The sequence below is a fragment of the Rhabdobacter roseus genome (genome assembly GCF_014202275.1).
GTDB lineage: Bacteria > Bacteroidota > Bacteroidia > Cytophagales > Spirosomataceae > Rhabdobacter > Rhabdobacter roseus.
In genome coordinates, this window is sequence record NZ_JACHGF010000004.1 from 131,147 (window position 1) to 154,026 (window position 22,880).

Sequence of the window (22,880 nt, forward strand, 5' to 3'; positions counted from 1 at the left end):
CAAGCATAGTCGTTGGTTTTGGGAGTCATGCATCCCCAAAAATCAAAGGCGTGTCTTTTTATTTTCTTTAGTTTTCGTATCTTTGCGGTCTATTTTTCCCTAGTAACACATTGTTTCACTAATTTTCAGCTCCTTAGCTCAGGAACTGATGTATCTTAGAGCACCTTTTTAACTATTTATGGCAAAGGAAAAACAAAGCCACCACATGCCCGATTTTGATTGGGAAACCGCTGATGACAAGGGCTTCGGCACCGGGTATTCGGCTTCAGAACGCGCTCGTCTCGAGCAGATGTACGATACTACTCTATCACCTATTACGGAGAAAGAGGTAGTTAAAGGTGTTGTAGTAGGAATTACCGACCGCGAAGTAATTCTGAACATCGGCTTCAAGTCGGATGGACTGGTTTCCTCCAACGAATTCCGGGATCTTCCCGGCATGAAAATCGGGGATGAGGTAGAGGTTTACGTAGAAAATCAAGAAGATGCCCAGGGCCAGCTGGTACTTTCCCGTAAGAAAGCCAAAGTTATTACCGCTTGGGATAACATTCAGAAATCGTTCGATGAGGATCTGGTGATTGATGCTACCGTAAAACGTAGAACCAAAGGAGGTCTCATTGTAGATATATTTGGCATTGAAGCCTTCTTGCCTGGCTCACAAATTGACGTAAAACCCATTCGGGATTTTGACGTTTTCGTGGGCAAACGTATGGAGGTAAAAGTGGTAAAAATCAACTACGCCAACGACAACGTAGTGGTATCGCACAAGATCTTGATCGAAAAAGATCTAGAAGCACAACGCCAGCAAATCCTGAACAACCTTGAGAAAGGTCAGGTACTGGAAGGGGTGATTAAGAACATGACCAACTTCGGGGTATTTATTGACCTGGGAGGTGTAGATGGTCTACTGCACATCACGGATATTTCTTGGGGTCGCATCAACCATCCTTCGGAACTGCTCAACCTTGACCAGAAACTTAATGTTGTTGTATTGGATTTCGACGAAGAGAAAAAGCGGATTTCACTGGGTCTGAAGCAGCTTCAGTCACATCCTTGGGATTCTCTTTCCGAAACCATTCAGGTAGGAGCCAAAGTAAAAGGCCGGATCGTGAACGTGGCCGACTACGGCGCGTTTCTTGAAATCATGCCGGGCGTAGAAGGACTCATTCACGTATCTGAAATGTCCTGGTCACAGCACCTGCGCAATCCGCAGGAGTTTATGAGTGTTAATGACGAGGTAGAAGCCGTAGTTCTGACCCTGGATCGTCAGGAGCGCAAAATGTCGCTGGGCATTAAGCAACTTACTGAAGACCCCTGGACCCAAAGCCAGCTCAAGGAGAAATACGCGATTGGTACTCGTCACAAAGGAGTAGTACGTAACCTGACCAACTTCGGTCTATTCATTGAATTGGAAGAAGGTATTGATGGACTGGTACACGTTTCGGATCTATCCTGGACCAAGAAAATCAAACACCCTTCTGACTTTATCAAAGTAGGCGAAGAACTTGAGGTTGTGGTACTGGAGCTCGATGCCGACAATCGTCGCTTGGCTCTGGGGCATAAACAACTGGAGGAAAACCCTTGGGATACCTTTGAGTCGATCTTTGAAGTAGGCTCGGTTCACCGGTCAACCATCGTATCAAAAGGTGATAAATTTGCTACGCTTGAACTACCCTACGGTATTGAAGGAATAGCGGCGCTCAAAAACCTGGCCAAGGAAGACGGAAGCTGGGTTGAAGTTGGCGAAGGGGTTGATTTTGTAGTACTTGAATTCTCAAAAGAAGAAAAGAAAATCGTGCTGTCTCACTCCAAAGTATGGCAGGGCGGTGCGGTAGAAAGCAAAAAAGAGGAGAAAAGTGCTAGAAAAGCAGCTGTGAAGTCCGAAGCTACTCCAAGCAAAGAAGCTGATAAATCTACCTTCGGGGATCTAGATGTTTTGTCCGCTTTGAAAGAGCAGATGGAAGAGACCGAGAAAAACGATAAAAAAGCGGCTAAAAAAGACGCCGAAGGCGAGGAGTAATAGGGAATAATCTTTAATTTTGCGCCAGCTTCGTTGAGCGTCCTAATTACCCTCAACGAAGCGGCCAAACTGGTTCCGTGGCCGAGTGGCTAGGCAGAGGTCTGCAAAACCTTTTACAGCGGTTCGAATCCGCTCGGAACCTCCTTTCAAGTCTTGATTTAAGAGGCTATTTTTATTAGTAGTTAAGACGGAAAAGTACCATTTGTGTGAAGCAGACAATATGCTTGCGCAGGTGGTACTTTTTTTCTTAAGTGGCTGAAAAGCAAAAGGAGTTAGCCCAGCGTGTGCATAAGGCCCCAAAAGAGGGGAAGCTTAGAAAAAGTATAAATAGATGGAAGGGATAAAATATAAAAGAAATACTTTTGTGGATAAAAAATCGTGCATTAGATTTGTGTGATGAAGTATAATGGACCGCTGATTATGAATAAACAACGAAAAAAAACCTCTTTTTTTAGTCAAAAAATAGTACGTAGGCTGCCGCTGTTTACTTTTTTGGTGGTTGTTTTAGGCCTATCCCAAGCCTTGGCACAAGGCACGGAAGGAGATGCTGCCAAAGGAGAAACACTCTTCAAAAATAACTGCGCCTCTTGCCATAAGGTAACCGCTGAAAGATCGGTTGGCCCTGGATTGAAAGGCATTACGGAACGCCGCGATGTACCTTGGCTGGTAAAATGGATTCATAATCCCTCGGCCATGATTGCCAGCGGAGATGAGTATGCCGTCAAGATTTACAATGAGTATAATAAGGTTCAAATGACCAGTTTCCCTAATCTGTCAGAAGATGACATCAAGGGGATTCTTGCGTATATTGAACAGGCCAATGCGGCACCCGCAGCCCAAGCTGAGGCGACGGGTGCGCCAGCTGCAGGAGGAGCCACGGCTCAAGCCGGTGCACCCTCCGACCTGTTCATTTTGGTATTGGTCGCACTTCTGGTTGTTATGCTTCTGGTTTTGGGTGTGCTACTGGTTATTGTTACGATCCTTTCCAAAGCCGTTGGTGGCGAAACCACCGAAGGTTCAGAAGGTACGTTCATGACCCGCCTTCGCACTTCTTTGACCAAAGTGGCAGGAAACTCCGTGGTTCGCTCTGCAACCATTTGGGTTTTTGTATTATTGGTTGTAAAAGCTACAATTGACGGAGCCTTCAATGTAGGAGTACAACAAGGCTATGCTCCTAAGCAACCAATCGCCTTTTCTCACAAACTGCACGCAGGCGATTATAAGATTGACTGTAATTATTGTCATACAGGAGCCAGTCGCAGCCGCTCGGCGCATATCCCTTCTGCCAATATTTGTATGAATTGTCACGGTGTGATCAAAAAAGAGTCCCCCGAAATTCAGAAAATTTACGAAGCGATCGAAAATGACCGCCCTATTGAGTGGGTGCGCGTACACAACCTGCCTGATTTAGCCTACTTTAACCATGCTCAGCACGTAAACGTGGGTGGCTTGCAGTGTCAGCAATGCCACGGAGAGATTGAGAAGATGGAAGTGGTGCAACAGCGGTCATCGCTGACCATGGGTTGGTGTATTGATTGCCATCGTAAGACGGACGTGAATACCAAAGGAAATGCGTACTATGATAACCTCGTACAGCTACACGGACAGGAAAATAAGGGAGCACTAAAAGTGGCGGATATTGGCGGGTTGGAATGTTCTAAGTGTCATTACTAATCACCCGGAAAAATTCCAAAATACAACAAATTTGTATTGAATAGTTCTATGAAAAACAATACTAAAAGGTACTGGCGGGGGCTTGAAGAGTTACGTAACGACGAAAGCTTTGTAAAGAACGCCGACCGAGAATTTACTGAGGTTGTTCCCCAAGAAAACAAATACGAAAGCTTAGTTGATGGATCAGGAACCCATCGGCGGGATTTCTTAAAAGTGCTAGGCTTTGGGATGGCTGCAGTCTCTTTGGCAGCTTGCGAAACGCCCGTAAAAAAAGCGGTTCCTTACCTCAATAAGCCCGAAGGAGAATATCCAACTATTGCCAACTGGTACGCTTCTACCTACGCCGAAGGGGGTGATTATGCCAGCATACTGGTCAAGACCCGAGAGGGGAGGCCCATTAAAATTGAACCCAATACACTGTCCAGTGTATCCAGCGGTGCCAGTGCACGTGTACATGCCTCTTTACTGGGCTTGTATGACGTAGAAAAACTCAAAGGACCGGCAAAAGGAGACAATAGTAAAATTAGTTGGGAAACTGTTGATACAGAAATTACGGCCCAGCTCGCCCAAATAGCCGCTAGTGGTAGATCCATTCGGTTAGTATCCTCTACAGTTTTAAGTCCGTCAACAAAAGCAGCTATTGCAGATTTTGCGGCTAAGTACCCTACTACTCGTCATATTATGTATGACGCTAATTCTTTGTCCGCGCTTACCAAAGCCAATGAGGAGTCTTTTGGTAAACTCGCCATTCCTGCTTATGACTTCAGCAAGGCGAAGGTCATCGTTGGGATTGACGCTGATTTTCTGGGTAGCTGGATAAGCCCTGAGGCTTTCTCCAAACAATACGCTGAAACCCGACGGGTAAGTAGCGCAAAAGATGGGAAGAAGGACATGTCTCGTCACTACCAATTTGAGTCGATTCTTTCTCTTACGGGTTCCAACGCCGATTATCGTTCGGCGGTTAAACCTTCGCAAATTGGTTTGGTAGCGGCTTCTTTATACAATAAGGTAGCGGCTGCATTGGGTGGTTCAAGTATTTCTGTTCCTTCCATCGAGGCCCCTCATCTAGATAGAGCAGCCAAAGAACTGGCTGCCGCGCGGGGGCAAGCTTTGGTAGTATGTGGCGTAAATGATCCGGCCGTACAAACGGTAGTAAACGCGCTGAATGGCCTATTAGGAAGCTACGGAACTACCATTGATCTGGGCGCTCCTTTGTACTACCGTCAGGGAGACGATCTTGCCATGAATGCCTTTATTGATGAATTAAAAGGCGGCCAAGTAGGAGCGGTACTGTTTTATAATGCCAATCCGGTATATGACCACCCGCGGGGTGCGGAATTGGCGCAGGCACTACCCAAAATTGGCCTTAGTGTGTCGTTTTCTGATCGGGCCGACGAAACTGCGTCTCTGACCAAATACATTTGTCCGGCTCCGCACTATCTCGAGTCATGGAATGATGCTGAGCCCAAGGCCGGATTTTACAGCCTTACTCAGCCCACCATCAGTTTAATATACAATACGCGTCAGGCGCAGGCTAGTTTACTCAAATGGGCCGGATTGAATGAGGATTATCACGAGTATGTAAAAGCATACTGGCGTAAAAATATGTATCCGCAGGCTGGGAGCGGCAATTTTGAACAATTTTGGATTAAAGCACTCCATGACGGTGTTTTTGAGCCCAATCAAGGTGCTACCTCCTCAGCAGCTTCTTTTTCGGGGAATTTGCCAGCTGCTGCGGTTTCTTTGGCTAGAAACTACCGCGCTTCTGCCTCAGGCCTTGAGCTAGCTCTTTACGAAAATGTTGGGATGGGAACGGGAGCGCTGGCGAATAGCCCCTGGTTACAGGAGTTCCCCGAGCCGGTGACAAAAGCTTGTTGGGATAACTTTGCTTGCGTTTCGCAAAAAACAGCGTCTGATTTAGGCGTTGAGCAGGGTGATCTGGTTAAAATAGATTTAAAAGGAAAAAGCGTAGAGTTGCCTGTACTTATCCAACCAGGTCAGGCTAACGATACTGTCGCCGTTGCCATTGGATATGGTCGCGAAAAAGCTGGGAAGTCGGCGAATGGGGTAGGTAAAAATGTGTACCCGCTGGCCTCCTTTAATGGAGGATATCTGTCTTTTGCACCGGGGGAGGTAACTTTAACCAAAGCCGGTGGTTCGCGCGAAATAGCCCAGACTCAGACCCATGATACGGTCATGAGACGGGCTTCTGTTCTACAGGAAACGGTCCTGGCTAATTATCAGAAGGACCCCCTCGCTGGGCGTTTCATCCCTAAGGTAGAAACCTCAGAAGGTCCCAAAGATGCTACGGACATTACGCTATGGAATGGGCACGAATACAAGAACCACTCCTGGGGAATGGTCATTGATCTTAACTCTTGTACAGGTTGCGGAGCTTGTGTGCTTGGTTGTCAATCCGAAAACAACGTGTCGGTAGTCGGTCGCCAGGAGGTAATTAATCGCCGCGAAATGCACTGGATACGGATTGATCGCTATTACAGCAGTGATGCCGAGGCCGATGACTTGAAGGGCTTGGAAAAGGCTTCAGAAAATCCAGAAGTGACGTTTCAGCCCGTTATGTGCGTACACTGTAACAATGCACCTTGCGAAACAGTATGTCCCGTACTAGCCACCACCCACAGTTCGGAAGGGCTAAATCAAATGACTTACAATCGCTGTGTGGGTACCCGTTATTGCGCAAATAACTGTCCTTATAAAGTACGCCGCTTTAACTGGTTTAAGTACTTTGACAACGATGATTTCGACTATCATTTTAACAATGATCTAGGGAAAATGGTCATTAACCCAGAAGTGACGGTACGCTCGCGAGGGGTTATTGAGAAATGTTCCATGTGCGTTCAACGAATCCAGGAAGGGAAATTAACCGCCAGGAAAGAAAGAAGACGCCCAATAGATGGTGAAATCAATACGGCTTGTGCTCAAACTTGTCCTACCGGTGCTATTACCTTTGGAGATATGAATGATCCTGAAAGCGCAATCTCAAAGATCCTGGAAGTAGAGCGTGAAGGCCGGGCCTTCCATATGCTGGAAGAGATCAACACACGTCCGCAGGTAGCTTTCTTGACGAAAGTAAGGAACAAGGAAGCACTTCAGGAAGCCAATACGAAAGCGTAGGTACTTTACAGTCAGCATAAACGAAGATCTAATCATTATAATTTCATAGACATATGCATGTTACATCACCCGTAAGACCCCCGCTGATTACCGGCGGAAAAACGTACGCAGACGTAACGGAGGATATATGCCGCCAAGTGGAAGGCAAGCCTACCAAGCAATGGATGATCGCCTTTACCATCTCGGTTATTGTACTCATTTACGGTACGGCCTGTCTTTTCTGGACCTGGTGGGAGGGCTTAGGCGTTTGGGGGCTCAATAAAACCGTGGGCTGGGCCTGGGATATTACTAACTTTGTGTGGTGGGTAGGTATCGGTCACGCGGGTACCCTGATTTCGGCCATTTTGTTGCTGTTCCGTCAAAAGTGGAGAACCTCCATTAACCGGGCGGCAGAAGCCATGACCATTTTTGCGGTACTTTGTGCGGCATCCTTTATTCTGATGCACATGGGCCGTCCTTGGTTGGCCTACTGGGCTCTGCCCTTACCCAATGCCTTTGGGTCGCTGTGGGTTAACTTTAACTCGCCCCTGGTATGGGACGTATTCGCCATCAGCACCTACTTTTCCGTTTCCCTCGTTTTTTGGTATATTGGTCTAATCCCCGATCTAGCAACAATTCGGGATCGTGCCCAGAGTAAAGTCTCGCGATTCATCTACGGTACCTTCGCCATGGGCTGGAACGGTTCGGCCAAAACCTGGTCCCGTTACGAATACATCAGCTTAATCCTGGCCGGGTTATCTACACCCCTGGTACTTTCTGTGCATACCATTGTAAGCATGGACTTTGCTACGTCCGTGATTCCGGGCTGGCATACTACGATTTTCCCTCCCTATTTTGTAGCGGGAGCTATTTTTTCTGGCTTTGCGATGGTACAAAACCTAATGCTAATTACGCGGGTTGTGTATCGCCTGGAAGATTACATTACCTTGGAGCACATCGAGTCCATGAATAAAGTAATCACGTTAACGGGATCGATTGTAGGGGTTGCGTATCTGACTGAATTCTTTATTGCCTGGTATTCGGGAGTAGAATACGAAAGCTACGCTTTTATTAACCGGGCTACGGGGCCCTACTGGTGGGCCTATTGGGCTATGATGACTTGTAATGTGATCTCCCCTCAGCTATTCTGGTCGCGTAAGTTGCGCCGTAGTGTCACATGGACCTTCTTTATTTCGGTCATCGTAAATATCGGGATGTGGTTTGAGCGGTTTGTAATTATTGTTACGTCGTTACACCGCGACTACCTTCCTTCCAGCTGGGCGATGTTCTCACCTACGCGTTACGATATCGGAGATTATATCTTCTCCTTTGGTTTGTTCTTTACGCTGTTCCTACTTTTTTCCAAGTACCTGCCCGTAATCAACATGGCTGAGGTGAAAGCTGTTATTAAATCTTCGTCTGAAAAGCTACCTCAAAAAGTTTCTGGAGTAGCCAAGGCACAAAGGATTTCTAATCCTTCTTTTAACAAAGACCCGCAATAACTTTAGGACATCCGCGCCAATCATTCGATTGGCCTAGCTAACGATAAAAAAGTATGGCAACATTAACCGGAAAATATTTAGTGGGAGTATATGACGATGACGACGTACTACTTCATGCAGTACCTACCATTCGTAGGGCCGGGGTCAAAATAGAGGAAGTATATTCTCCTTTTCCAGTTCACGGCTTGGATGACGCGTTGGGGCATCCTCGTACACGTATTGGTATTGCGGCCTTTATCTTTGGAATGATTGGTTGTGCCTGTGCGCTCACGCTTACGACCTGGACCATGGGTATTGACTGGCCGATGATTGTAGGAGGGAAAGACCCCATATCATTGCCTAACTACATTCCCGTTACTTTTGAAATGACCGTCCTATTTACGGCATTCGGAATGGTAGGTACTTTCTTAATAACCAACGGGTTAGGACCCAATGCTAACCCTAATATGTTTGACCCGCGTTCTACCGACAATAAATTTGTGATGGCCATCAATTTGAGTAGTAATAAAATGGCTGAAGCGGATATTGTGAAAATTTTACAGGATACGGGCGCAGAGGAAGTTAACATCAAACAGTTCTAATTGATCACAAGAATGAAGTTTACGAACCTATATAAGGGTATTGGGATGATGGGGATGGTAGCGATGGCTTTTACTAGCTGTAAGCGAGATACCAATAACCCTGGTCTTGAATTTGCTCCTAATATGTATCAATCCGTAGGTTACGAGCCCTACCGGCAGGTAGAAAACCATCCCATTAATCCTATGGGGCTCAACATGCGTGAGCCAGTAGCGGGTACGGTAGCTCGACGTAACTACGCTACTAACTTTGGTAATGGAGATTCTACCCGCGTTGATCTGATGATTTACAATGTACCCAAAGACAGCATTGGGATTTCCGAACGTACATTGACCAATCCTATACCGCTGACCGAGCAATCCCTAGCCGAAGGAAAGGTACTCTATGTACGTTACTGTCAGCATTGTCATGGTGCTACCGGTGCTGGGGACGGTACCGTGGGAGGCGTTTACCAAGGGGTGCCCAACTACAAAGGAGGGGCCTATCAAACCATGAACAGCGGGCATATTTTTCACGTGATAACCCACGGGAAAGGCAGGATGTGGCCGCACGGTTCTCAGTTGAATCCCGAAGAACGTTGGAAAGTAGTCCATTACGTTCATCAGCTCCAAAAAGAAGACTCCTGAAACTTGGTATAAGCGTAACTATACAACAATAATGGCATCAGTACACTCGATTCCTTCCATAGAAGAACAGTTTGAATTTACCTCCGACGCCAAGCGTAGGCTACTCATCGGCGGAGCCATTGGCTTGGTGCTGGTTATCGGAGGCGCTTTTTTGTTAGCTAGTGGAGGAGGCCATGAAGCCGCTCACCATGGCGCTGAGCATGCCGCTGGATCCCACGATGGGGGACATGAAGGCGGTAGCTGGATGACTCGCATCTGGGCTAACATTTGGCTTAATGCCGTTTATTTTACAGGCATTTCGGTAGTAGGTATGTTTTTCATGTCTTACAACTATTTGGCCCAAGCAGGCTGGTCTGTCGTGTTTAAGCGCATTCCCGAAGCGATGCCCGCTTTCTTGCCCGTTACAGGAGTGATCATGCTTGTGACTTTTTTCCTTGGGGGGCACGATTTGTTTCACTGGACTCACTCTGACTTGTATGATCCAGCCAGCGAGCATTTTGACCCAATTATAAATGGAAAAAAAGGGTTCCTAAATACGCCCTTCTTCCTGATCAGGCTGGTCATTTACTTTGTAGCTTGGTACTTTTTGTGGCGTGTACTTCGGAATGCCTCTTTGCAGGAGGATGAAATAGGCGGGCTGGATAACTATAACAAATCAGTAAAGTACGGAGTGACCTTCTTGGTTATATTCGCAGTAACTTCCTCTACGTCCGCTTGGGATTTTGTCATGTCTATTGACACCCACTGGTTTAGTACCATGTTTGGCTGGTACACCCTAGCCAGTTGGCACGTAGCTGGATTGGCGGTGATTACACTAACTGTAGTAAGCCTGCGCGAAAAAGGGTACTTAAAAGCCGTCAATTCCAGCCATTTACGTGATTTGGGTAAATTTGTTTTTGCCTTCAGTATCTTCTGGACCTATGTATGGTTCGCTCAATTTTTGCTCATTTACTACGCGAACTTACCCGAAGAGACGATCTATTATAAGGAGCGATTTGCGGGCTTTGGGGGAATTTATAAAGCCCCTTTCTTCATCAGTCTTTTCCTAAACTTTTTCTTTCCCTTCCTGGTTCTTATGACGAGAGATGCCAAGGCTACTCATTCTATTCTTAAGGTAGCCTGCTGGAGCGTACTCATTGGTCACTACTTCGATTTCTATACGAACATCATGCCGGGAACAGTGGGAGCAAGCGGAGGATTTGGTCCGGTAGAATTTGGCTTCATTTTATTGTTTGCCTGTTCTTTCATTTGGTTCGTGTCAGCACAGCTAGCAAAAGCAAACCTGATTCCCAAGAATCACCCCATGCTGGAAGAATCATTGCATCATGACATTGCCTAATTTCTGTAACCTTACTCTATTATGGTTTATATAGTTGGAATACTTGCCCTCGTTTTTCTGGTGCTCACCATTACGGTGATCGTCAGAATGCAAAAAGTGTTGAAAGGTGTTAAGAGCTCTGAGACCGGCGAAGGGCTCCCCCAGGGCAATCGCTGGAATGGGGCTATGTTTATTCTCTTTTTGGTATTTGCTTTGGTAGCAAGTACCTGGTCTTTCCTGGTTGCAGAGAAAGATTTTCTACCCGAAGCCTCTTCCATTCACGGAAGACGTACCGATGATCTATTTTGGTTTTCGATGGGTATTCTGACCATCGCTTGTATTGTAGTTAACTTTTTACTTTTCTTTTTCTCCTGGAAATACCAGTATAAGAAAGGCAATAAGGCAACGTTCTATCCCGAAAACCATAAGCTGGAGCTGATCTGGACGGTAATTCCGGCCGTGGTAATGGCTACATTGGTATTTACTGGTTGGCGGGCTTGGTCAGATATTACCTCTGATGCACCAAAGGATTCAGAGGTAGTAGAAATTGTTGGAAAGCAGTTTGGCTGGATAGTGCGTTATCCCGGTGTTAACGATAAGAAACTAGGGAATTACAACTACAAGTTGATTGATGCTCAAAATGAATTGGGGATTGATCTATCGGATGAGTTTTCCTTTGACGATTTCACTAATCCCAGCGAAATGCATATTCCGGTCAACAAGCCGGTACTACTTAAAATACGCGCTAGGGACGTACTACATAGCGTTTTTATTCCCCATCTTCGGGTAAAAATGGATGCAGTACCCGGTATGCCTACCCGGTTCTGGTTTGTGGCTGATAAAACTACTAATGAAATGCGAGCCGAGTTGGGCAATCCCGATTTTGATTACGAAATCGCTTGTACTGAAATTTGTGGACAAGGGCATTTTGGGATGAGGATGCGGTTGGTTATTGAAGATGAAGTTTCTTACCGCAAATGGTGTGCCGAGCAAAAAACCTTCCTGCAAACCTACCCCGATTATTTGGCTAAAGTACCAGCTAACTTAAAAGCAAAAGCACTACAGTACATGCCTACTCAAACGACAGAATCCACGGAGACGACCCCAGCGGATAGTACCTCGGTCGATGCAGCCAGTGGTGGAGCCGGAACAAGCGCTTCCTTACGTTAAACAATCGGATTTTTTTTAAAATTGCAAAGATATGTCAGTAGTAGAAACAGGAATTGGGACAACCGTGCATGCCGAAGAGCATGAGCACCACGAGGAACAAAACTTTTGGCGGAAGTATATCTTTTCTGAAGACCATAAAGTAATTGCCAAGCAATACCTTATCACTGGTATTATGTGGTCCGTAATTGGCATTGCGATGTCAGTTGTATTTCGTATTCAATTAGGCTTTCCCAACGCCAACCTATCTTGGTTAAAACCCGTTTTAGGCCAATGGATCAATGATACCGGACAGCTAGACCCCAATTTTTACCTAGCCTTGGTTACCATGCACGGTACCATCATGGTATTTTTTGTCTTAACAGCCGGGCTTAGCGGTACTTTCAGTAACTTCCTGATTCCTTTGCAGATTGGTGCCCGGGATATGGCTTCCGGATTTTTGAACATGCTTTCTTACTGGTTCTTTTTTACAGCCAGCGTAATCATGTTTTCTTCTTTATTTTTACAAACCGGACCTGCAGCCGGAGGCTGGGTCATTTATCCACCGCTCAGTGCACTTCCCCAAGCTCACATTGGCTCCCAGATGGGAATGACCCTGTGGTTGGTTAGTATGACACTTTTCATCGTTTCCCAATTACTGGGAGGTATCAACTATATTACAACTGTAATTAACTTACGGACGCGGGGAATGGCATTCAATCGACTGCCTTTAACCATCTGGGCCTTTTTTATAACTGCTATTCTAGGGCTTATATCTTTTCCCGTACTCTTGTCTGCGGCCTTGCTACTTATCTTCGACCGGCATTTCGGAACCAGCTTCTATCTCTCTGAAATTTACATTAACGGCGAGGCACTACCTAATGTAGGAGGAAGTCCTATCTTATTCCAGCACTTATTTTGGTTCCTAGGCCACCCCGAAGTATACATTGTTTTGCTTCCGGCCTTAGGTATTACCTCTGAGATCATTGCAACTAACTCGCGTAAACCCATTTTTGGATACCGAGCCATGATTGCCTCCCTTATTGGTATTGCTTTTCTGTCTTTCATTGTATGGGCTCACCACATGTTTGTAACGGGTATGAATCCATTCCTAGGGTCCGTATTCATGTTCCTAACCCTGATCATTGCAGTACCTTCGGCGGTAAAAGCCTTCAATTACACAACTACCTTATGGCGGGGTAATTTGGTCTTTACACCGGCTATGCTGTTTTCTATTGGACTCGTATCCTTATTTGTAACCGGCGGGCTAACGGGCATTATTTTAGGAAACAGCGCTCTGGATATTCAGTTGCACGACACCTACTTTGTAGTAGCCCACTTCCATATTGTGATGGGGGCGGCGTCGGCTTTTGGACTTTTTGCGGGGGTATACCACTGGTTTCCCAAGATGTTTGGTCGTATGATGAACAACACGCTCGGACAAATCCATTTCTGGCTTACGTTCACAGGTATCTACCTTGTTTTCTTCCCCATGCATTACATTGGTATTGCCGGTTTTCCCCGTCGCTATTATCAATTTACTACCTATAATTTTAGTAGTTCCTTTACGGATCTGAACGCGTTTATTTCGGTAGCGGCCATCCTTTCTTTCCTGGCGCAGTTTATCTTTTTGTGGAACTTCTTTTATAGCATTTTTAAAGGCAAAAAGTCACCTCAGAATCCTTGGCGCTCCAATACCTTGGAATGGACTGCTCCCATTAATCCGGGGCATGGTAACTGGGTAGGAGAAATACCTCCTGTATATCGTTGGCCCTATGATTACAGCAAACCAGGTGCCCCCGAGGATTTTATTCCGCAAAACGTACCCTATTCACAAACTCCGGAATCCAATCTTCCCCACGAAAATGAGGAGATTGCTATGGAAAAAGTGATTGAGGCTCAAAATTTTAATGACCAGTTCAAGGAAGCACATTAACGCCCGGTCTCTCCGTATTTTCCGGAAAGTAGCGCTACTTACCGTTTTGACCGTGTATTTAGTGATTCTCGCCGGGGGGATCGTTCGGAGTACCGGAGCGGGTATGGGGTGCCCCGATTGGCCCAAATGTTTTGGTAGTTGGGTTCCTCCAACGGAGGAGTCTCAACTACCTTTAAACTACAAAGAGATATACGGTAAGAAGCTAAAAGGAGAGGTAGTTTTTAATGCTACCAAAACCTGGATAGAATACGTAAATCGCCTCTTAGGGGTACTTACGGGTTTTATGATCTTCTTGACGTTTGTGGCTTCTTTTCCCTTTCGTCATACGTCGTATAGACTACTATTTTACCTTAGTTTTCTGGCCTTTGTATTGGTAGGCATTCAGGGGTGGTTAGGTTCCAAAGTAGTTTCTTTTGAACTCCTGCCTAGTATGGTCACATTGCATATGCTACTGGCTATTCTGATTGTCTTTGTATTGTTGTATTTACTCCTGGCATCCTACGCGGAGCAGTTGACGAGCCTATTTCCCAAAGGAAATATGCGATTAAATAGGCTCATTCTCATTAATTTAGGATTCTCTCTGATTCAGCTCATTATGGGTACCCAAGTTCGGGAGGAAATGGATCATGTAATTGCTCGGTTGGGCTATCTAGCTCGTTTCGAGTGGATTGAGAATCTCAATTTTTTATTTTATGTTCATCGGTCTTTTTCCATTTTGATCCTGGTTGTAGGCTTTATTTTATTTTATCAGGTATATAGACAAAAAGCATCACCTCAGTTAGTTCGAAAGCTCGTAGCTATAAACCTACTTATTATTGTGCTGGAAATAGCTACTGGTGTAAGTATGGCCTATTTTGGTGTTCCTGCATTCTCCCAGCCAATTCACTTGCTGATGTCTATTCTATTGATGGGTGTTCAGTTTATCGTTTGGGTGGTGGTTAACGCGGAGTGGCTGTTTAAAAAATGGACTAGCCCCAAGTACCTTCAATCAGTTATACCTTGATCAATTCGGGGTAGAGACCACAGTCATTGATAATTTAGACATGATTTCAGCGAGTAACGATTTATCTTTTGGAACAAAAGTTGGCGAGAAGGTAAAAGCACTCTTTGCGCTTTTAAAGTTTAGGCTGGCTTTTCTGGTAGCGTTCTCAGGTGCCTTTGGGTATAGCCTAGGCGTTAAGGTGATGGACTGGGGCCATTTAGGATTATTTTTTGTAGCCGCGATTGGGATTACGGGTGCGGCCAATATCATCAACCAGGTTATTGAAAAGGATCTGGATAAATTGATGAAAAGGACGGCCAACCGTCCTCTCCCCAGCCAGCGCTTAACGGTGGACGAAGCTATAATATGGGCTGTTTTTCTGGGCGTAATGGCATTAACCCTATTTTTAGTATTCTTTAATCTTAGGGCCGCTCTGCTTTCTCTGCTGTCACTCATTTTATACGGGTTTGTATATACACCATTAAAACGGGTTGGCCCCATTGCCGTTTTTGTAGGTGCTTTTCCCGGTGCTTTTCCACCCATGATCGGTTGGGTAGCAGCTACTAATCATTTTGGGTTAGAGCCCGGCATCCTGTTTGCTATTCAATTTTTTTGGCAATTTCCTCATTTTTGGGCCATTGCCTGGGTACTTGATGATGATTATAAAAAAGCGGGATTCAAACTACTTCCCTCAGCGGGTGGTAAGGATATTCATACTACGATTCAGATAATGATCTATACGCTGTTTCTGATACCCGTAGGATGGTTACCCTATAAGCTAGGTATGACAGGTATCAATTCGGCTTTTGTCGCTACGGTATTTGGTGTGCTCTTTCTAGCACAAACCTTTCATTTGATGCGTACATGTACTGATCGTACGGCTCTTCAACTGATGTTTGGATCATTTATATATCTGCCTATCGTTCAGATAGCCTTTTTACTCGATAAGCTTTAATTAAAATTAAGATATGAATACTGCTCAGCCTCTAACGCAACGGCAACCCGAAGAAACCTTGTCTATGGATCCAAAGAAGTTTATTCTTTGGCTGTTCATTGTTAGTATTGTGATGCTTTTTGCTTCCCAAACCAGTGCCTACCTGGTGCGTCGAGCCGAGGGTAACTGGCTTGAATACCAGATCCCCGTTATTTTCTCTTACAGCACCGTCGTGCTTTTTCTGAGTAGTCTTTTCATGCAATGGGCTTACTATTCAGCAAAAAAAGATAATTTTGCCAACCTGAAAATTGCAATTTCTATTACTTTTGTACTTGGCATGGCATTCCTTTGGATGCAATTCCAGGGCTGGAAGGAGCTGGTAGCTATGAAGGTGTACTTTGTAGGCAACCCATCGGGATCATTCTTTTATGTGTTTACCGGTTTACACGGATTCCATCTTATAAGCGGGCTACTGGTACTTCTTTATGCCTTGGTGGCAGCGTTTCGCATGAAAGTACACGCTAAAAGCTTGCGCCAAATGGAAATCTGTACCACCTATTGGCACTTTCTGGATGTACTTTGGCTCTATCTATTTTTCTTTTTATTGACTTTTAATTAATTGACAATCGAGTTACCAAATGGCTACAACTGCAACGACAACAGGCACGGTAGAACCTAAAATGTGGCTGGGTGGCATTTCACCCATGAAGGTTAGTTACGGAAAGCTGATGATGTGGTTTTTCCTCATATCAGATACCTTCACTTTTTCGGCCTTGCTGGTTTCTTACGGATTGGTCCGATTTAGCTATCCGGCTTATTCCGGCGAGGTAGCCGACTTTACATTTTCAAACATTTACTGGCCCATTCCTGAAAAAGTTTATGAGGCGGTTCCTTTCTTACACGGGGTGGAGCTACCGCTGGTGTTTGTGGGCATCATGACGTTCATTCTGATCCTGAGTAGCGTAACCATGGTACTTGCCGTGGAAGCCGGGCACCGCATGGACCGCGCGGCCGTTGAAAAGTACATGCTGTGGACAATCTTGGGCGGATTTACTTTCCTAGGATGCCAGGCTTGGGAGTGGGCACACTTTATCCACGGCACGGAGTCAGGGTCTGTCATCACTGAAATTGTGAATGGAGAATGGGTAGAGCGAACTATTTTTGGGGCCAATTTAACCGAAAATCAGTACGGCCCTCCGGCATTCGCTGACTTCTTCTTTTTCATTACGGGTTTTCACGGGACTCACGTTTTTAGTGGTGTCTTATTGAATATTTTGATTTTCTATCGCGCATCAACGGGCTTCTACGATCGCCGAGGACACTACGAAATGGTAGAGAAAGTGGGACTCTACTGGCACTTTGTAGATCTGGTATGGGTATTTGTCTTTACCTTTTTCTATCTAGTTTAATCGTTATCACTAAGTATCATACGATTTTTTGTCATGGCTAATATACACGTACACGAACAAACCGACGGCTCTGAGCAACGTAAGAAGATTTGGCGGACCTTCTGGATCCTTTCGGGCGTAACCGCTCTGGAATTCTTGATCGCCTTTACGTTACACGCAGGACTGTTAAAGGTTTCTATCTTTATTGGTTTAACAATCGTGAAGGCTTTTTACATTGTGGGCGAGTTCATGCACTTAAAACACGAGGTAAAATCGTTGATCTGGTCCATTTTGCTACCTTGCATTTTTGTAGTATGGCTACTCATCGCCTTGATCTGGGAAGGTGGTTCTATTTTTGCCGTTAGGTAATCCATCATGAATGCATTTCGTAAAGCCGGGTTACTGATCATCGTATTGGTAGTCCCGGTTTTAGTTTTTTTATTCCTTAAGCTTTTTGGAACAAACCACTTTGATTTACCCTACTATTTTCCGCTGACGGACCCGCGCACTGGGGAGGTAAGCAAAGCAGGGGAAGATACGCTCTACTACCGGGTGTCAAATTTTACGCTTCAGACGGTGGACGGGCAGGCCATTGACGAAAAAAGCCTAAACGGAAAAGTGATAGTAGCTCATACGACTTCGGGATGTGATGAAGGTACTTGTCAAAAAGTATTGGCCCAAGTACAACGCGTAAGTACTCTGGCAAGTACCATAGATAATCTGCGTGTCCTGACTATACTACCCGCCGAAGTGGATAGCAGTACCCAGCAGATAATGACTGGCTATAAAGCGCAAGGATGGCTGGTCCAAAATGAGGATGAGATGAGCGCTGAACGTATTTTTAAACTGAACGAAAGCCCTTCCACCAACCAAACTATTCCTTTAACAAGTCGGTTAGTACTTATAGACCCCCAGGGGTACATACGGGGGTACTACGATGCCCTGAACCCCGAAGACGTAGATCGCCTGATGGTAGAGATTAAAATACTGGACTACGGCAGTTCGTTGCCAAAATAGCTTATGGAGACCTTGTATCTGGAAAAGAGCCAAAAGTACAACCGGCTCATTAACGTAGTGGCCATCCTGATCCCGTTGGTGGTGGCGGTTTTGCTCGGGATTAGACAGAAGGTGGACTTGGGCGCGTGGACCAAAGTGTTACCCCATATCAACGGAGCCATCAATTCAGTAACGACCTTATTATTACTGGCGGGCTTCTATTTCATTAAACAAAGAAACATAGCTGCCCACCGCCGCTCCATGACCGGAGCCTTTGCTATGGGGTCTCTGTTTCTGGTATTTTATGTATTGTATCACTTATCCAATGAGTCAACGCCCTTTGGTGGCACTGGCTTTATTCGGCCGGTTTACTATTTTCTTTTAATATCCCACATTGTGCTGTCCATTGGCGTTGTGTGGTTTGTTTTACGAGCTGTTTACTTTGCCTACAGTGGTCAGCTCGAAGCGCACCGGAAGGTAGTAAAATGGGCCTATCCTATTTGGTTATATGTTAGTGTTACGGGTGTAATCGTTTATTTACTAATCAGCCCTTATTATTCATGAAAAATATCTTAATAAAGGCAGGAAGTACCTTGGTTGTTATTTTACTATTTGCCGCAACCAGCTGGGCCCAGTGTGCTATGTGCCGGGGATCGGTGGAGAGTTCCATGGGCAATGGGCGAAACAACGTAGGCGTAGGACTGAATACGGGTATTATGTACCTTTTTGTGATGCCCTATCTGATCGTCGCGGTGATTGCTTACCTATGGTACCGCAATAGCAAGAAGGCCCAGGAAGAGCGACAGCTATTGAGCGCGCGGGTGCGGCGCGCACTGGATGCGTAGTACTTTTACCGTATATATTAGCAGGTAGAAGAGGAGGCAGAAACGTTGTGTTCTGTCTCCTCTTTGTTATTCCCAGAGCGGATAGTGTGAAAGCTGAATCTGGTTACCGAAGAAGAGGGCGGTGGAAGTTTCAAACGAAAGGGTATAGTCCGATACATAAAATTGCCGTTCACCGTTTCCTTGCTCATTGCATAAATAATGCTGGTCGAGCCAGGCTTTGAGCGACTGCGCTACGATTTCGGAAGTGTCCAGGATCTCTACGCGGTCGCCGTAAAATTGGCTAATCTGCTTTTTAATTAAAGGGTAATGGGTACAGCCCAGAATAAGGGATTCAATCCCTTCCAAAGCAGGGTCTGACAGGTACCTGGCAATGATGCTTTCACTAATGGAATTATTAAAAAAACCTTCTTCGATCATGGGGGCCAGGAGCGGTGTAGCCAGAGACTTAAGCGTGATGTGTCGATCCAGAGCATCTATCTTTTTCTTATATACATTGGAAAGTACCGTTTGTTTAGTACCAATGAGCCCTACAGTACGGCCATCGTAACGCTCCCTGAGGTAGTCTACCACGGGATCAATGACGTTAAGTACCTTAGCTTTGCTACCTACGTATTCCCGTACCAGCTCAAAAGCCGCTGCTGAAGCCGAATTACAAGCGATCAGGATGAGCTTGCATTGCTGCTGGATCAGCATGTTACAGATCTTAATAGAGTACGCCTGGATGGCAGCCGTGGACTTATCTCCGTAGGGTAGGTGAGCGGTGTCGCCGAAATAAATCAGGGTCTCGCGGGGCAGTAGGCGCGTGACTGCACGCGCGACGGTCATGCCGCCGATCCCGCTGTCGAACAGGCCAATAGGTGCTGTGGATTTGGGCATAGTTGAACAAAAGGGACTAGAAATAAAAAAAAGTTTAAAACCCACGCAACCTCATGGGTGCGAATATGCATCTTGTCATTGAAACTACCTCCAAAGGATGGGCAGAATTTTACCATTATTCAACCAAGAGGCGCAACTCATCAAGGCGCTCCAAAAAGCGGACCCCCGGGCGCAAAGGCAGGTGTACGAAAAGTACTCCTCCCGTATGCTGGGCTTATGCATCCGCTACGTGGGCGATAAGATGACGGCAGAAGATATCCTGGTGGAAGGTTTTATGAAAATTTTTGACAAAATAGATCAGTTTAAGAGCGAAGGAAGTTTTGAGGGTTGGATACGACGCGTGATGGTTAATGAGGCACTAGGGTACTTACGGCAACGCAAACGCCTCCTTGACGATGTAGAGCTGGATGAAGCACAAAGTATTGCAGATTACAGCTACGCCGATCAAAATTTGAATGCCGAAGAACTCCTGCAAATCATTGACAGACTACCCGTAGGATACCGTACCGTGTTTAACCTGTACGCCATCGAAGGGTACTCACACGCCGAAATTGCGAGCGCTTTGGGAATTACTGAAAGTACCTCCAAGTCGCAGCTACACCGGGCCCGGACCATGCTCCAGCAGCTAGTAGCCGCTTGGGATAACGAATCAAAAAAAAAAGTAGACTATGAAAAAGCATCCAGTTGATGATCTGTTTGCCCGTAAGCTGGGCGAGTGGGAACCAAAGCCCTCTTCGGCGGCCTGGGAGCGCATTCAGGCCACGCAAAAGAAAAAAGAGCGGCGGCTGGGCGGCTGGCACTGGTATGCCGCAGCCGGAGTATTAGTGGCTATGCTGGCGGGATATGCCGTATGGCAAAACCAACAGGGTACCCAAGGTCCGGCCATGGCCCAGGTAGAAAAAAGAAAACCGGCAACACACCAAGTACCTGAGGTACCCTCGACGAAAATACCAACGGAAGAAGTACCACAAGAATCTGTGAATAAGGAGCTAAGACGTTTCCCTACTACGCTTCCCGATTCGCATGATCAACTGGCTAACGTTGAAACAAAGCAAAAAACAGCCGAGCGAGAGCCTGCTAAACAGGTACTTGATCCCACCGTGGAGATTGCCTACTCGGAGCTGGATAAGAAAGCCACTACCCCCTTAGAAGAAAATACTTCCACACCGCCTAACACCCATCCGGCCGAGCGTCCAGAAAGTACCCTGGCTTTAGCACCAACACCGGAGAAGCCTGAAAATCGCACGGTAATCGCTCGGGTAGAAGTACCTGAGTCGGAGGATGAAGCGCAGAAATCGTCCCGCTTCCTGAAGGTACTTCGCCAGCTAAAAAATATCAAGGAGGGCGAAGAAGTAGATTGGAAAGAGATGGGGATCAATCCTAAAAAAATGGTGGCCCGAGCTGATGCTCGCCTTAAATCAGAAGAAGAAAAAGTGTCAAAACAGTACCAAAACCTAAAAGAAAAGCTATAAACAAACCATTGCCATGAAAAATATCCTAAAAAAAGTAGTACTGGGTACCTTGGGCTTGCTGATAGGAGCCGCCACCCAGGCCGAGCCGGCCGCAAAAGATTCCATCATCGTTACGTTTGGTGATAAGACGCGTCTGATTATCTACGGAGAAGATCGTCAGGAATTGGAGAAACTAATGAAGTATGATTTGAACGCTCTGCTTAAAGATTTGGGGGCTCGCCTGGATACACTGGGGGGCGATACGAAAATCTATCTGGACGAATTGGATGGACGGGATTACCTAAAAGATAAATCAGAGGCCAACCGCGACAAGAATCACGTACGAATCGGACTACGAGGCATTCATATCAAGGATGGTGATACGGAAGTAAGCATAAGTACCCGGGGCATCGACGTGAAGGAGGGAGAGGAACGTGTACGGATTGGCCGCGGTGACGAAGACAGCTCAGACTCGTCCGGGATAAAAATCGACGAAGATGGCCACGTAACGAGGATTCGCCGGGTACGGCGCTATTCGAGTCCCCGCAAAGGGTTCAATCTGAACTTAGGATTAAACGCCTACGGCGAAAACCAACCCATGGGATATAATACCGCCGATTACGATCTGCGCCCCTTTGGCTCGCGTTTTGTAAGCCTGGGCTTGATACGAAGCGCAAGCATTGCCCGGGGAAAATCGGCGGGTTTGCACCTGGATTTCGGGCTGGACTTCTCCTGGTACAACCTCATGTTTGATGGAAACAACACGGTAGTAAAAGGAGCGTCACAGCTAGCTTTTGAGCCGATCCTGAATGCCGAAGGAACAGTAGTAGATCTTCGGAAAAGTAAATTGACCGTTCCCTACGTCAATCTTTCCCTCATGCCTACCGTTAGTTTTCCCAAAGCGGCCATCTCCTACATCAGCGCTGGTGTGTACGGAGGGTATCGGCTTGGGGGTTATACCAAAACCAAATTGGCTTCCAACGGGAAGAAGGATCACAACCGGGCCAACTACTATTTTGAAGACTTCCGCTACGGAGCCGCTCTCGAACTTGGTATACGCAACTTCCCCGACTTGTTCGTACAGTATGATATGAACAACCTCTTTGAAGAGAATCGTGGCCCCGCTGTGCGTATGATCAGCTTTGGCATTCGCTTGTAAAAAGTACCTTTGCTTTTTTTAATAAATGGTCTTGGGAGACAAATAGCCCAGGACCATTTATTTTTTACGATAATTTTTGAAAAAGAATTTGACAATAGTAGAAAAGCGTATAATTTTGCACTCCGAAGTGAATGAGACGGCATTCACGGATGATTTGAAATACGAAAAGGGGGTGTACCAGAGTGGCCAAATGGGGCAGACTGTAAATCTGCTGACGTACGTCTTCGGTGGTTCGAATCCATCCGCCCCCACCAAGTACGCGGGAGTAGCTCAGTTGGTAGAGCGATAGCCTTCCAAGCTATAGGTCGCGAGTTCGAACCTCGTCTCCCGCTCATTC

General features: G+C 46.1%; 21 protein-coding genes and 3 tRNA genes. 23 read left to right on the forward strand and 1 reads right to left on the reverse strand.

All coding sequences use genetic code 11. The features are described 5' to 3' along the window. Nucleotides 1-178 precede the first annotated feature (178 nt). The 18 genes from rpsA to HNQ92_RS14585 all read left to right on the forward strand — a co-directional run bounded on the left by rpsA (nucleotide 179) and on the right by HNQ92_RS14585 (nucleotide 19,057). Nucleotides 179-2,017: a 30S ribosomal protein S1 gene (gene rpsA / locus HNQ92_RS14500; RefSeq protein ID WP_184174775.1), complete on the forward strand. Its 1,839-nt coding sequence runs from the start codon at nucleotides 179-181 to the stop codon at nucleotides 2,015-2,017. 71 nt (nucleotides 2,018-2,088) lie between these two features. Beyond that, a tRNA-Cys gene (locus HNQ92_RS14505) sits at nucleotides 2,089-2,159 on the forward strand. 278 nt (nucleotides 2,160-2,437) lie between these two features. Next, complete coding sequence (locus HNQ92_RS14510) at nucleotides 2,438-3,691, forward strand: c-type cytochrome (RefSeq protein ID WP_184174776.1); 1,254 nt, start codon at nucleotides 2,438-2,440, stop codon at nucleotides 3,689-3,691. 48 nt (nucleotides 3,692-3,739) lie between these two features. Then, the gene (locus HNQ92_RS14515; protein WP_184174777.1) at nucleotides 3,740-6,826 is read left to right on the forward strand and encodes a TAT-variant-translocated molybdopterin oxidoreductase; all 3,087 of its coding nucleotides are present in this window, start codon (nucleotides 3,740-3,742) and stop codon (nucleotides 6,824-6,826) included. Nucleotides 6,827-6,879: 53 nt separating this feature from the next. Further along, nucleotides 6,880-8,307 (forward strand): NrfD/PsrC family molybdoenzyme membrane anchor subunit, encoded by a 1,428-nt coding sequence (nrfD, locus tag HNQ92_RS14520; RefSeq protein ID WP_184174778.1) that lies wholly within the window; start codon nucleotides 6,880-6,882, stop codon nucleotides 8,305-8,307. Between the two features lie 53 nt (nucleotides 8,308-8,360). Further along, complete coding sequence (locus HNQ92_RS14525) at nucleotides 8,361-8,888, forward strand: DUF3341 domain-containing protein (protein WP_184174779.1); 528 nt, start codon at nucleotides 8,361-8,363, stop codon at nucleotides 8,886-8,888. A gap of 12 nt (nucleotides 8,889-8,900) precedes the next feature. Next, nucleotides 8,901-9,512, forward strand: coding sequence for a c-type cytochrome (locus tag HNQ92_RS14530; protein WP_184174780.1), 612 nt, complete (start codon nucleotides 8,901-8,903; stop codon nucleotides 9,510-9,512). Nucleotides 9,513-9,543: 31 nt separating this feature from the next. Beyond that, nucleotides 9,544-10,851, forward strand: coding sequence for a quinol:cytochrome C oxidoreductase (locus HNQ92_RS14535; protein WP_184174781.1), 1,308 nt, complete (start codon nucleotides 9,544-9,546; stop codon nucleotides 10,849-10,851). 21 nt (nucleotides 10,852-10,872) lie between these two features. Next, nucleotides 10,873-12,000, forward strand: a complete 1,128-nt coding sequence (locus tag HNQ92_RS14540) for a cytochrome c oxidase subunit II (RefSeq protein WP_184174782.1) — start codon at nucleotides 10,873-10,875, stop codon at nucleotides 11,998-12,000. 31 nt (nucleotides 12,001-12,031) lie between these two features. Continuing rightward, nucleotides 12,032-13,912: a cytochrome c oxidase subunit I gene (locus HNQ92_RS14545; RefSeq protein WP_184174783.1), complete on the forward strand. Its 1,881-nt coding sequence runs from the start codon at nucleotides 12,032-12,034 to the stop codon at nucleotides 13,910-13,912. Further along, a complete protein-coding gene (locus tag HNQ92_RS14550) occupies nucleotides 13,887-14,915 on the forward strand; it encodes a COX15/CtaA family protein (protein ID WP_184174784.1) in 1,029 nt (342 codons plus the stop codon). Before HNQ92_RS14545 ends, HNQ92_RS14550 begins: the two co-directional genes overlap by 26 nt. Before the next feature lie 40 nt (nucleotides 14,916-14,955). Further along, a complete protein-coding gene (gene cyoE, locus HNQ92_RS14555; protein WP_184174785.1) occupies nucleotides 14,956-15,849 on the forward strand; it encodes a heme o synthase in 894 nt (297 codons plus the stop codon). Between the two features lie 13 nt (nucleotides 15,850-15,862). Further along, the gene (locus tag HNQ92_RS14560) at nucleotides 15,863-16,447 is read left to right on the forward strand and encodes a cytochrome c oxidase subunit 3 (protein WP_246440186.1); all 585 of its coding nucleotides are present in this window, start codon (nucleotides 15,863-15,865) and stop codon (nucleotides 16,445-16,447) included. Between the two features lie 19 nt (nucleotides 16,448-16,466). Further along, nucleotides 16,467-17,237 carry a cytochrome c oxidase subunit 3 gene (locus HNQ92_RS14565; RefSeq protein ID WP_184174786.1) on the forward strand — a complete coding sequence of 257 codons (771 nt, stop codon included), beginning with the start codon at nucleotides 16,467-16,469 and terminating at the stop codon, nucleotides 17,235-17,237. A gap of 33 nt (nucleotides 17,238-17,270) precedes the next feature. Then, nucleotides 17,271-17,585 carry a cytochrome C oxidase subunit IV family protein gene (locus HNQ92_RS14570; RefSeq protein WP_184174787.1) on the forward strand — a complete coding sequence of 105 codons (315 nt, stop codon included), beginning with the start codon at nucleotides 17,271-17,273 and terminating at the stop codon, nucleotides 17,583-17,585. A gap of 6 nt (nucleotides 17,586-17,591) precedes the next feature. Next, nucleotides 17,592-18,233, forward strand: a complete 642-nt coding sequence (locus HNQ92_RS14575; RefSeq protein WP_184174788.1) for a thioredoxin domain-containing protein — start codon at nucleotides 17,592-17,594, stop codon at nucleotides 18,231-18,233. Between the two features lie 3 nt (nucleotides 18,234-18,236). Continuing rightward, nucleotides 18,237-18,776, forward strand: coding sequence for a DUF420 domain-containing protein (locus tag HNQ92_RS14580; protein WP_184174789.1), 540 nt, complete (start codon nucleotides 18,237-18,239; stop codon nucleotides 18,774-18,776). Further along, nucleotides 18,773-19,057 carry a hypothetical protein gene (locus HNQ92_RS14585; protein WP_184174790.1) on the forward strand — a complete coding sequence of 95 codons (285 nt, stop codon included), beginning with the start codon at nucleotides 18,773-18,775 and terminating at the stop codon, nucleotides 19,055-19,057. Before HNQ92_RS14580 ends, HNQ92_RS14585 begins: the two co-directional genes overlap by 4 nt. A gap of 66 nt (nucleotides 19,058-19,123) precedes the next feature. On the opposite strand, the gene murI is transcribed toward HNQ92_RS14585, so the two are convergent. Next, on the reverse strand, nucleotides 19,124-19,933 hold the full coding sequence (gene murI, locus HNQ92_RS14590) for a glutamate racemase (protein WP_184174791.1): 810 nt from the start codon (nucleotides 19,931-19,933) through the stop codon (nucleotides 19,124-19,126). A gap of 97 nt (nucleotides 19,934-20,030) precedes the next feature. On the opposite strand from murI, the gene HNQ92_RS14595 reads away from it, so the two are divergent. The 5 genes from HNQ92_RS14595 (at nucleotide 20,031) to HNQ92_RS14615 (ending at nucleotide 22,875) form a co-directional block, all read left to right on the forward strand. Further along, nucleotides 20,031-20,621: an RNA polymerase sigma factor gene (locus tag HNQ92_RS14595; RefSeq protein ID WP_184174792.1), complete on the forward strand. Its 591-nt coding sequence runs from the start codon at nucleotides 20,031-20,033 to the stop codon at nucleotides 20,619-20,621. Further along, nucleotides 20,602-21,405 (forward strand): hypothetical protein, encoded by an 804-nt coding sequence (locus HNQ92_RS14600; protein WP_184174793.1) that lies wholly within the window; start codon nucleotides 20,602-20,604, stop codon nucleotides 21,403-21,405. The genes HNQ92_RS14595 and HNQ92_RS14600 overlap by 20 nt, the downstream gene beginning before the upstream one ends. Before the next feature lie 13 nt (nucleotides 21,406-21,418). Further along, a complete protein-coding gene (locus HNQ92_RS14605; RefSeq protein ID WP_184174794.1) occupies nucleotides 21,419-22,543 on the forward strand; it encodes a hypothetical protein in 1,125 nt (374 codons plus the stop codon). Between the two features lie 168 nt (nucleotides 22,544-22,711). Beyond that, nucleotides 22,712-22,797 (forward strand) — tRNA-Tyr (locus tag HNQ92_RS14610). 5 nt (nucleotides 22,798-22,802) lie between these two features. Then, a tRNA-Gly gene (locus HNQ92_RS14615) sits at nucleotides 22,803-22,875 on the forward strand. Nucleotides 22,876-22,880: the final 5 nt, after the last annotated feature.

Coding starts and splice junctions, on each gene's coding strand:
- rpsA (WP_184174775.1), top strand. CDS start 179: ATGGCAAAGGAAAAACAAAGCCACCACATGCCCGATTTTGATTGGGAA.
- HNQ92_RS14510 (WP_184174776.1), top strand. CDS start 2,438: ATGAATAAACAACGAAAAAAAACCTCTTTTTTTAGTCAAAAAATAGTA.
- HNQ92_RS14515 (WP_184174777.1), top strand. CDS start 3,740: ATGAAAAACAATACTAAAAGGTACTGGCGGGGGCTTGAAGAGTTACGT.
- nrfD (WP_184174778.1), top strand. CDS start 6,880: ATGCATGTTACATCACCCGTAAGACCCCCGCTGATTACCGGCGGAAAA.
- HNQ92_RS14525 (WP_184174779.1), top strand. CDS start 8,361: ATGGCAACATTAACCGGAAAATATTTAGTGGGAGTATATGACGATGAC.
- HNQ92_RS14530 (WP_184174780.1), top strand. CDS start 8,901: ATGAAGTTTACGAACCTATATAAGGGTATTGGGATGATGGGGATGGTA.
- HNQ92_RS14535 (WP_184174781.1), top strand. CDS start 9,544: ATGGCATCAGTACACTCGATTCCTTCCATAGAAGAACAGTTTGAATTT.
- HNQ92_RS14540 (WP_184174782.1), top strand. CDS start 10,873: ATGGTTTATATAGTTGGAATACTTGCCCTCGTTTTTCTGGTGCTCACC.
- HNQ92_RS14545 (WP_184174783.1), top strand. CDS start 12,032: ATGTCAGTAGTAGAAACAGGAATTGGGACAACCGTGCATGCCGAAGAG.
- HNQ92_RS14550 (WP_184174784.1), top strand. CDS start 13,887: ATGACCAGTTCAAGGAAGCACATTAACGCCCGGTCTCTCCGTATTTTC.
- cyoE (WP_184174785.1), top strand. CDS start 14,956: ATGATTTCAGCGAGTAACGATTTATCTTTTGGAACAAAAGTTGGCGAG.
- HNQ92_RS14560 (WP_246440186.1), top strand. CDS start 15,863: ATGAATACTGCTCAGCCTCTAACGCAACGGCAACCCGAAGAAACCTTG.
- HNQ92_RS14565 (WP_184174786.1), top strand. CDS start 16,467: ATGGCTACAACTGCAACGACAACAGGCACGGTAGAACCTAAAATGTGG.
- HNQ92_RS14570 (WP_184174787.1), top strand. CDS start 17,271: ATGGCTAATATACACGTACACGAACAAACCGACGGCTCTGAGCAACGT.
- HNQ92_RS14575 (WP_184174788.1), top strand. CDS start 17,592: ATGAATGCATTTCGTAAAGCCGGGTTACTGATCATCGTATTGGTAGTC.
- HNQ92_RS14580 (WP_184174789.1), top strand. CDS start 18,237: ATGGAGACCTTGTATCTGGAAAAGAGCCAAAAGTACAACCGGCTCATT.
- HNQ92_RS14585 (WP_184174790.1), top strand. CDS start 18,773: ATGAAAAATATCTTAATAAAGGCAGGAAGTACCTTGGTTGTTATTTTA.
- murI (WP_184174791.1), bottom strand. CDS start 19,933: ATGCCCAAATCCACAGCACCTATTGGCCTGTTCGACAGCGGGATCGGC.
- HNQ92_RS14595 (WP_184174792.1), top strand. CDS start 20,031: ATGGGCAGAATTTTACCATTATTCAACCAAGAGGCGCAACTCATCAAG.
- HNQ92_RS14600 (WP_184174793.1), top strand. CDS start 20,602: ATGAAAAAGCATCCAGTTGATGATCTGTTTGCCCGTAAGCTGGGCGAG.
- HNQ92_RS14605 (WP_184174794.1), top strand. CDS start 21,419: ATGAAAAATATCCTAAAAAAAGTAGTACTGGGTACCTTGGGCTTGCTG.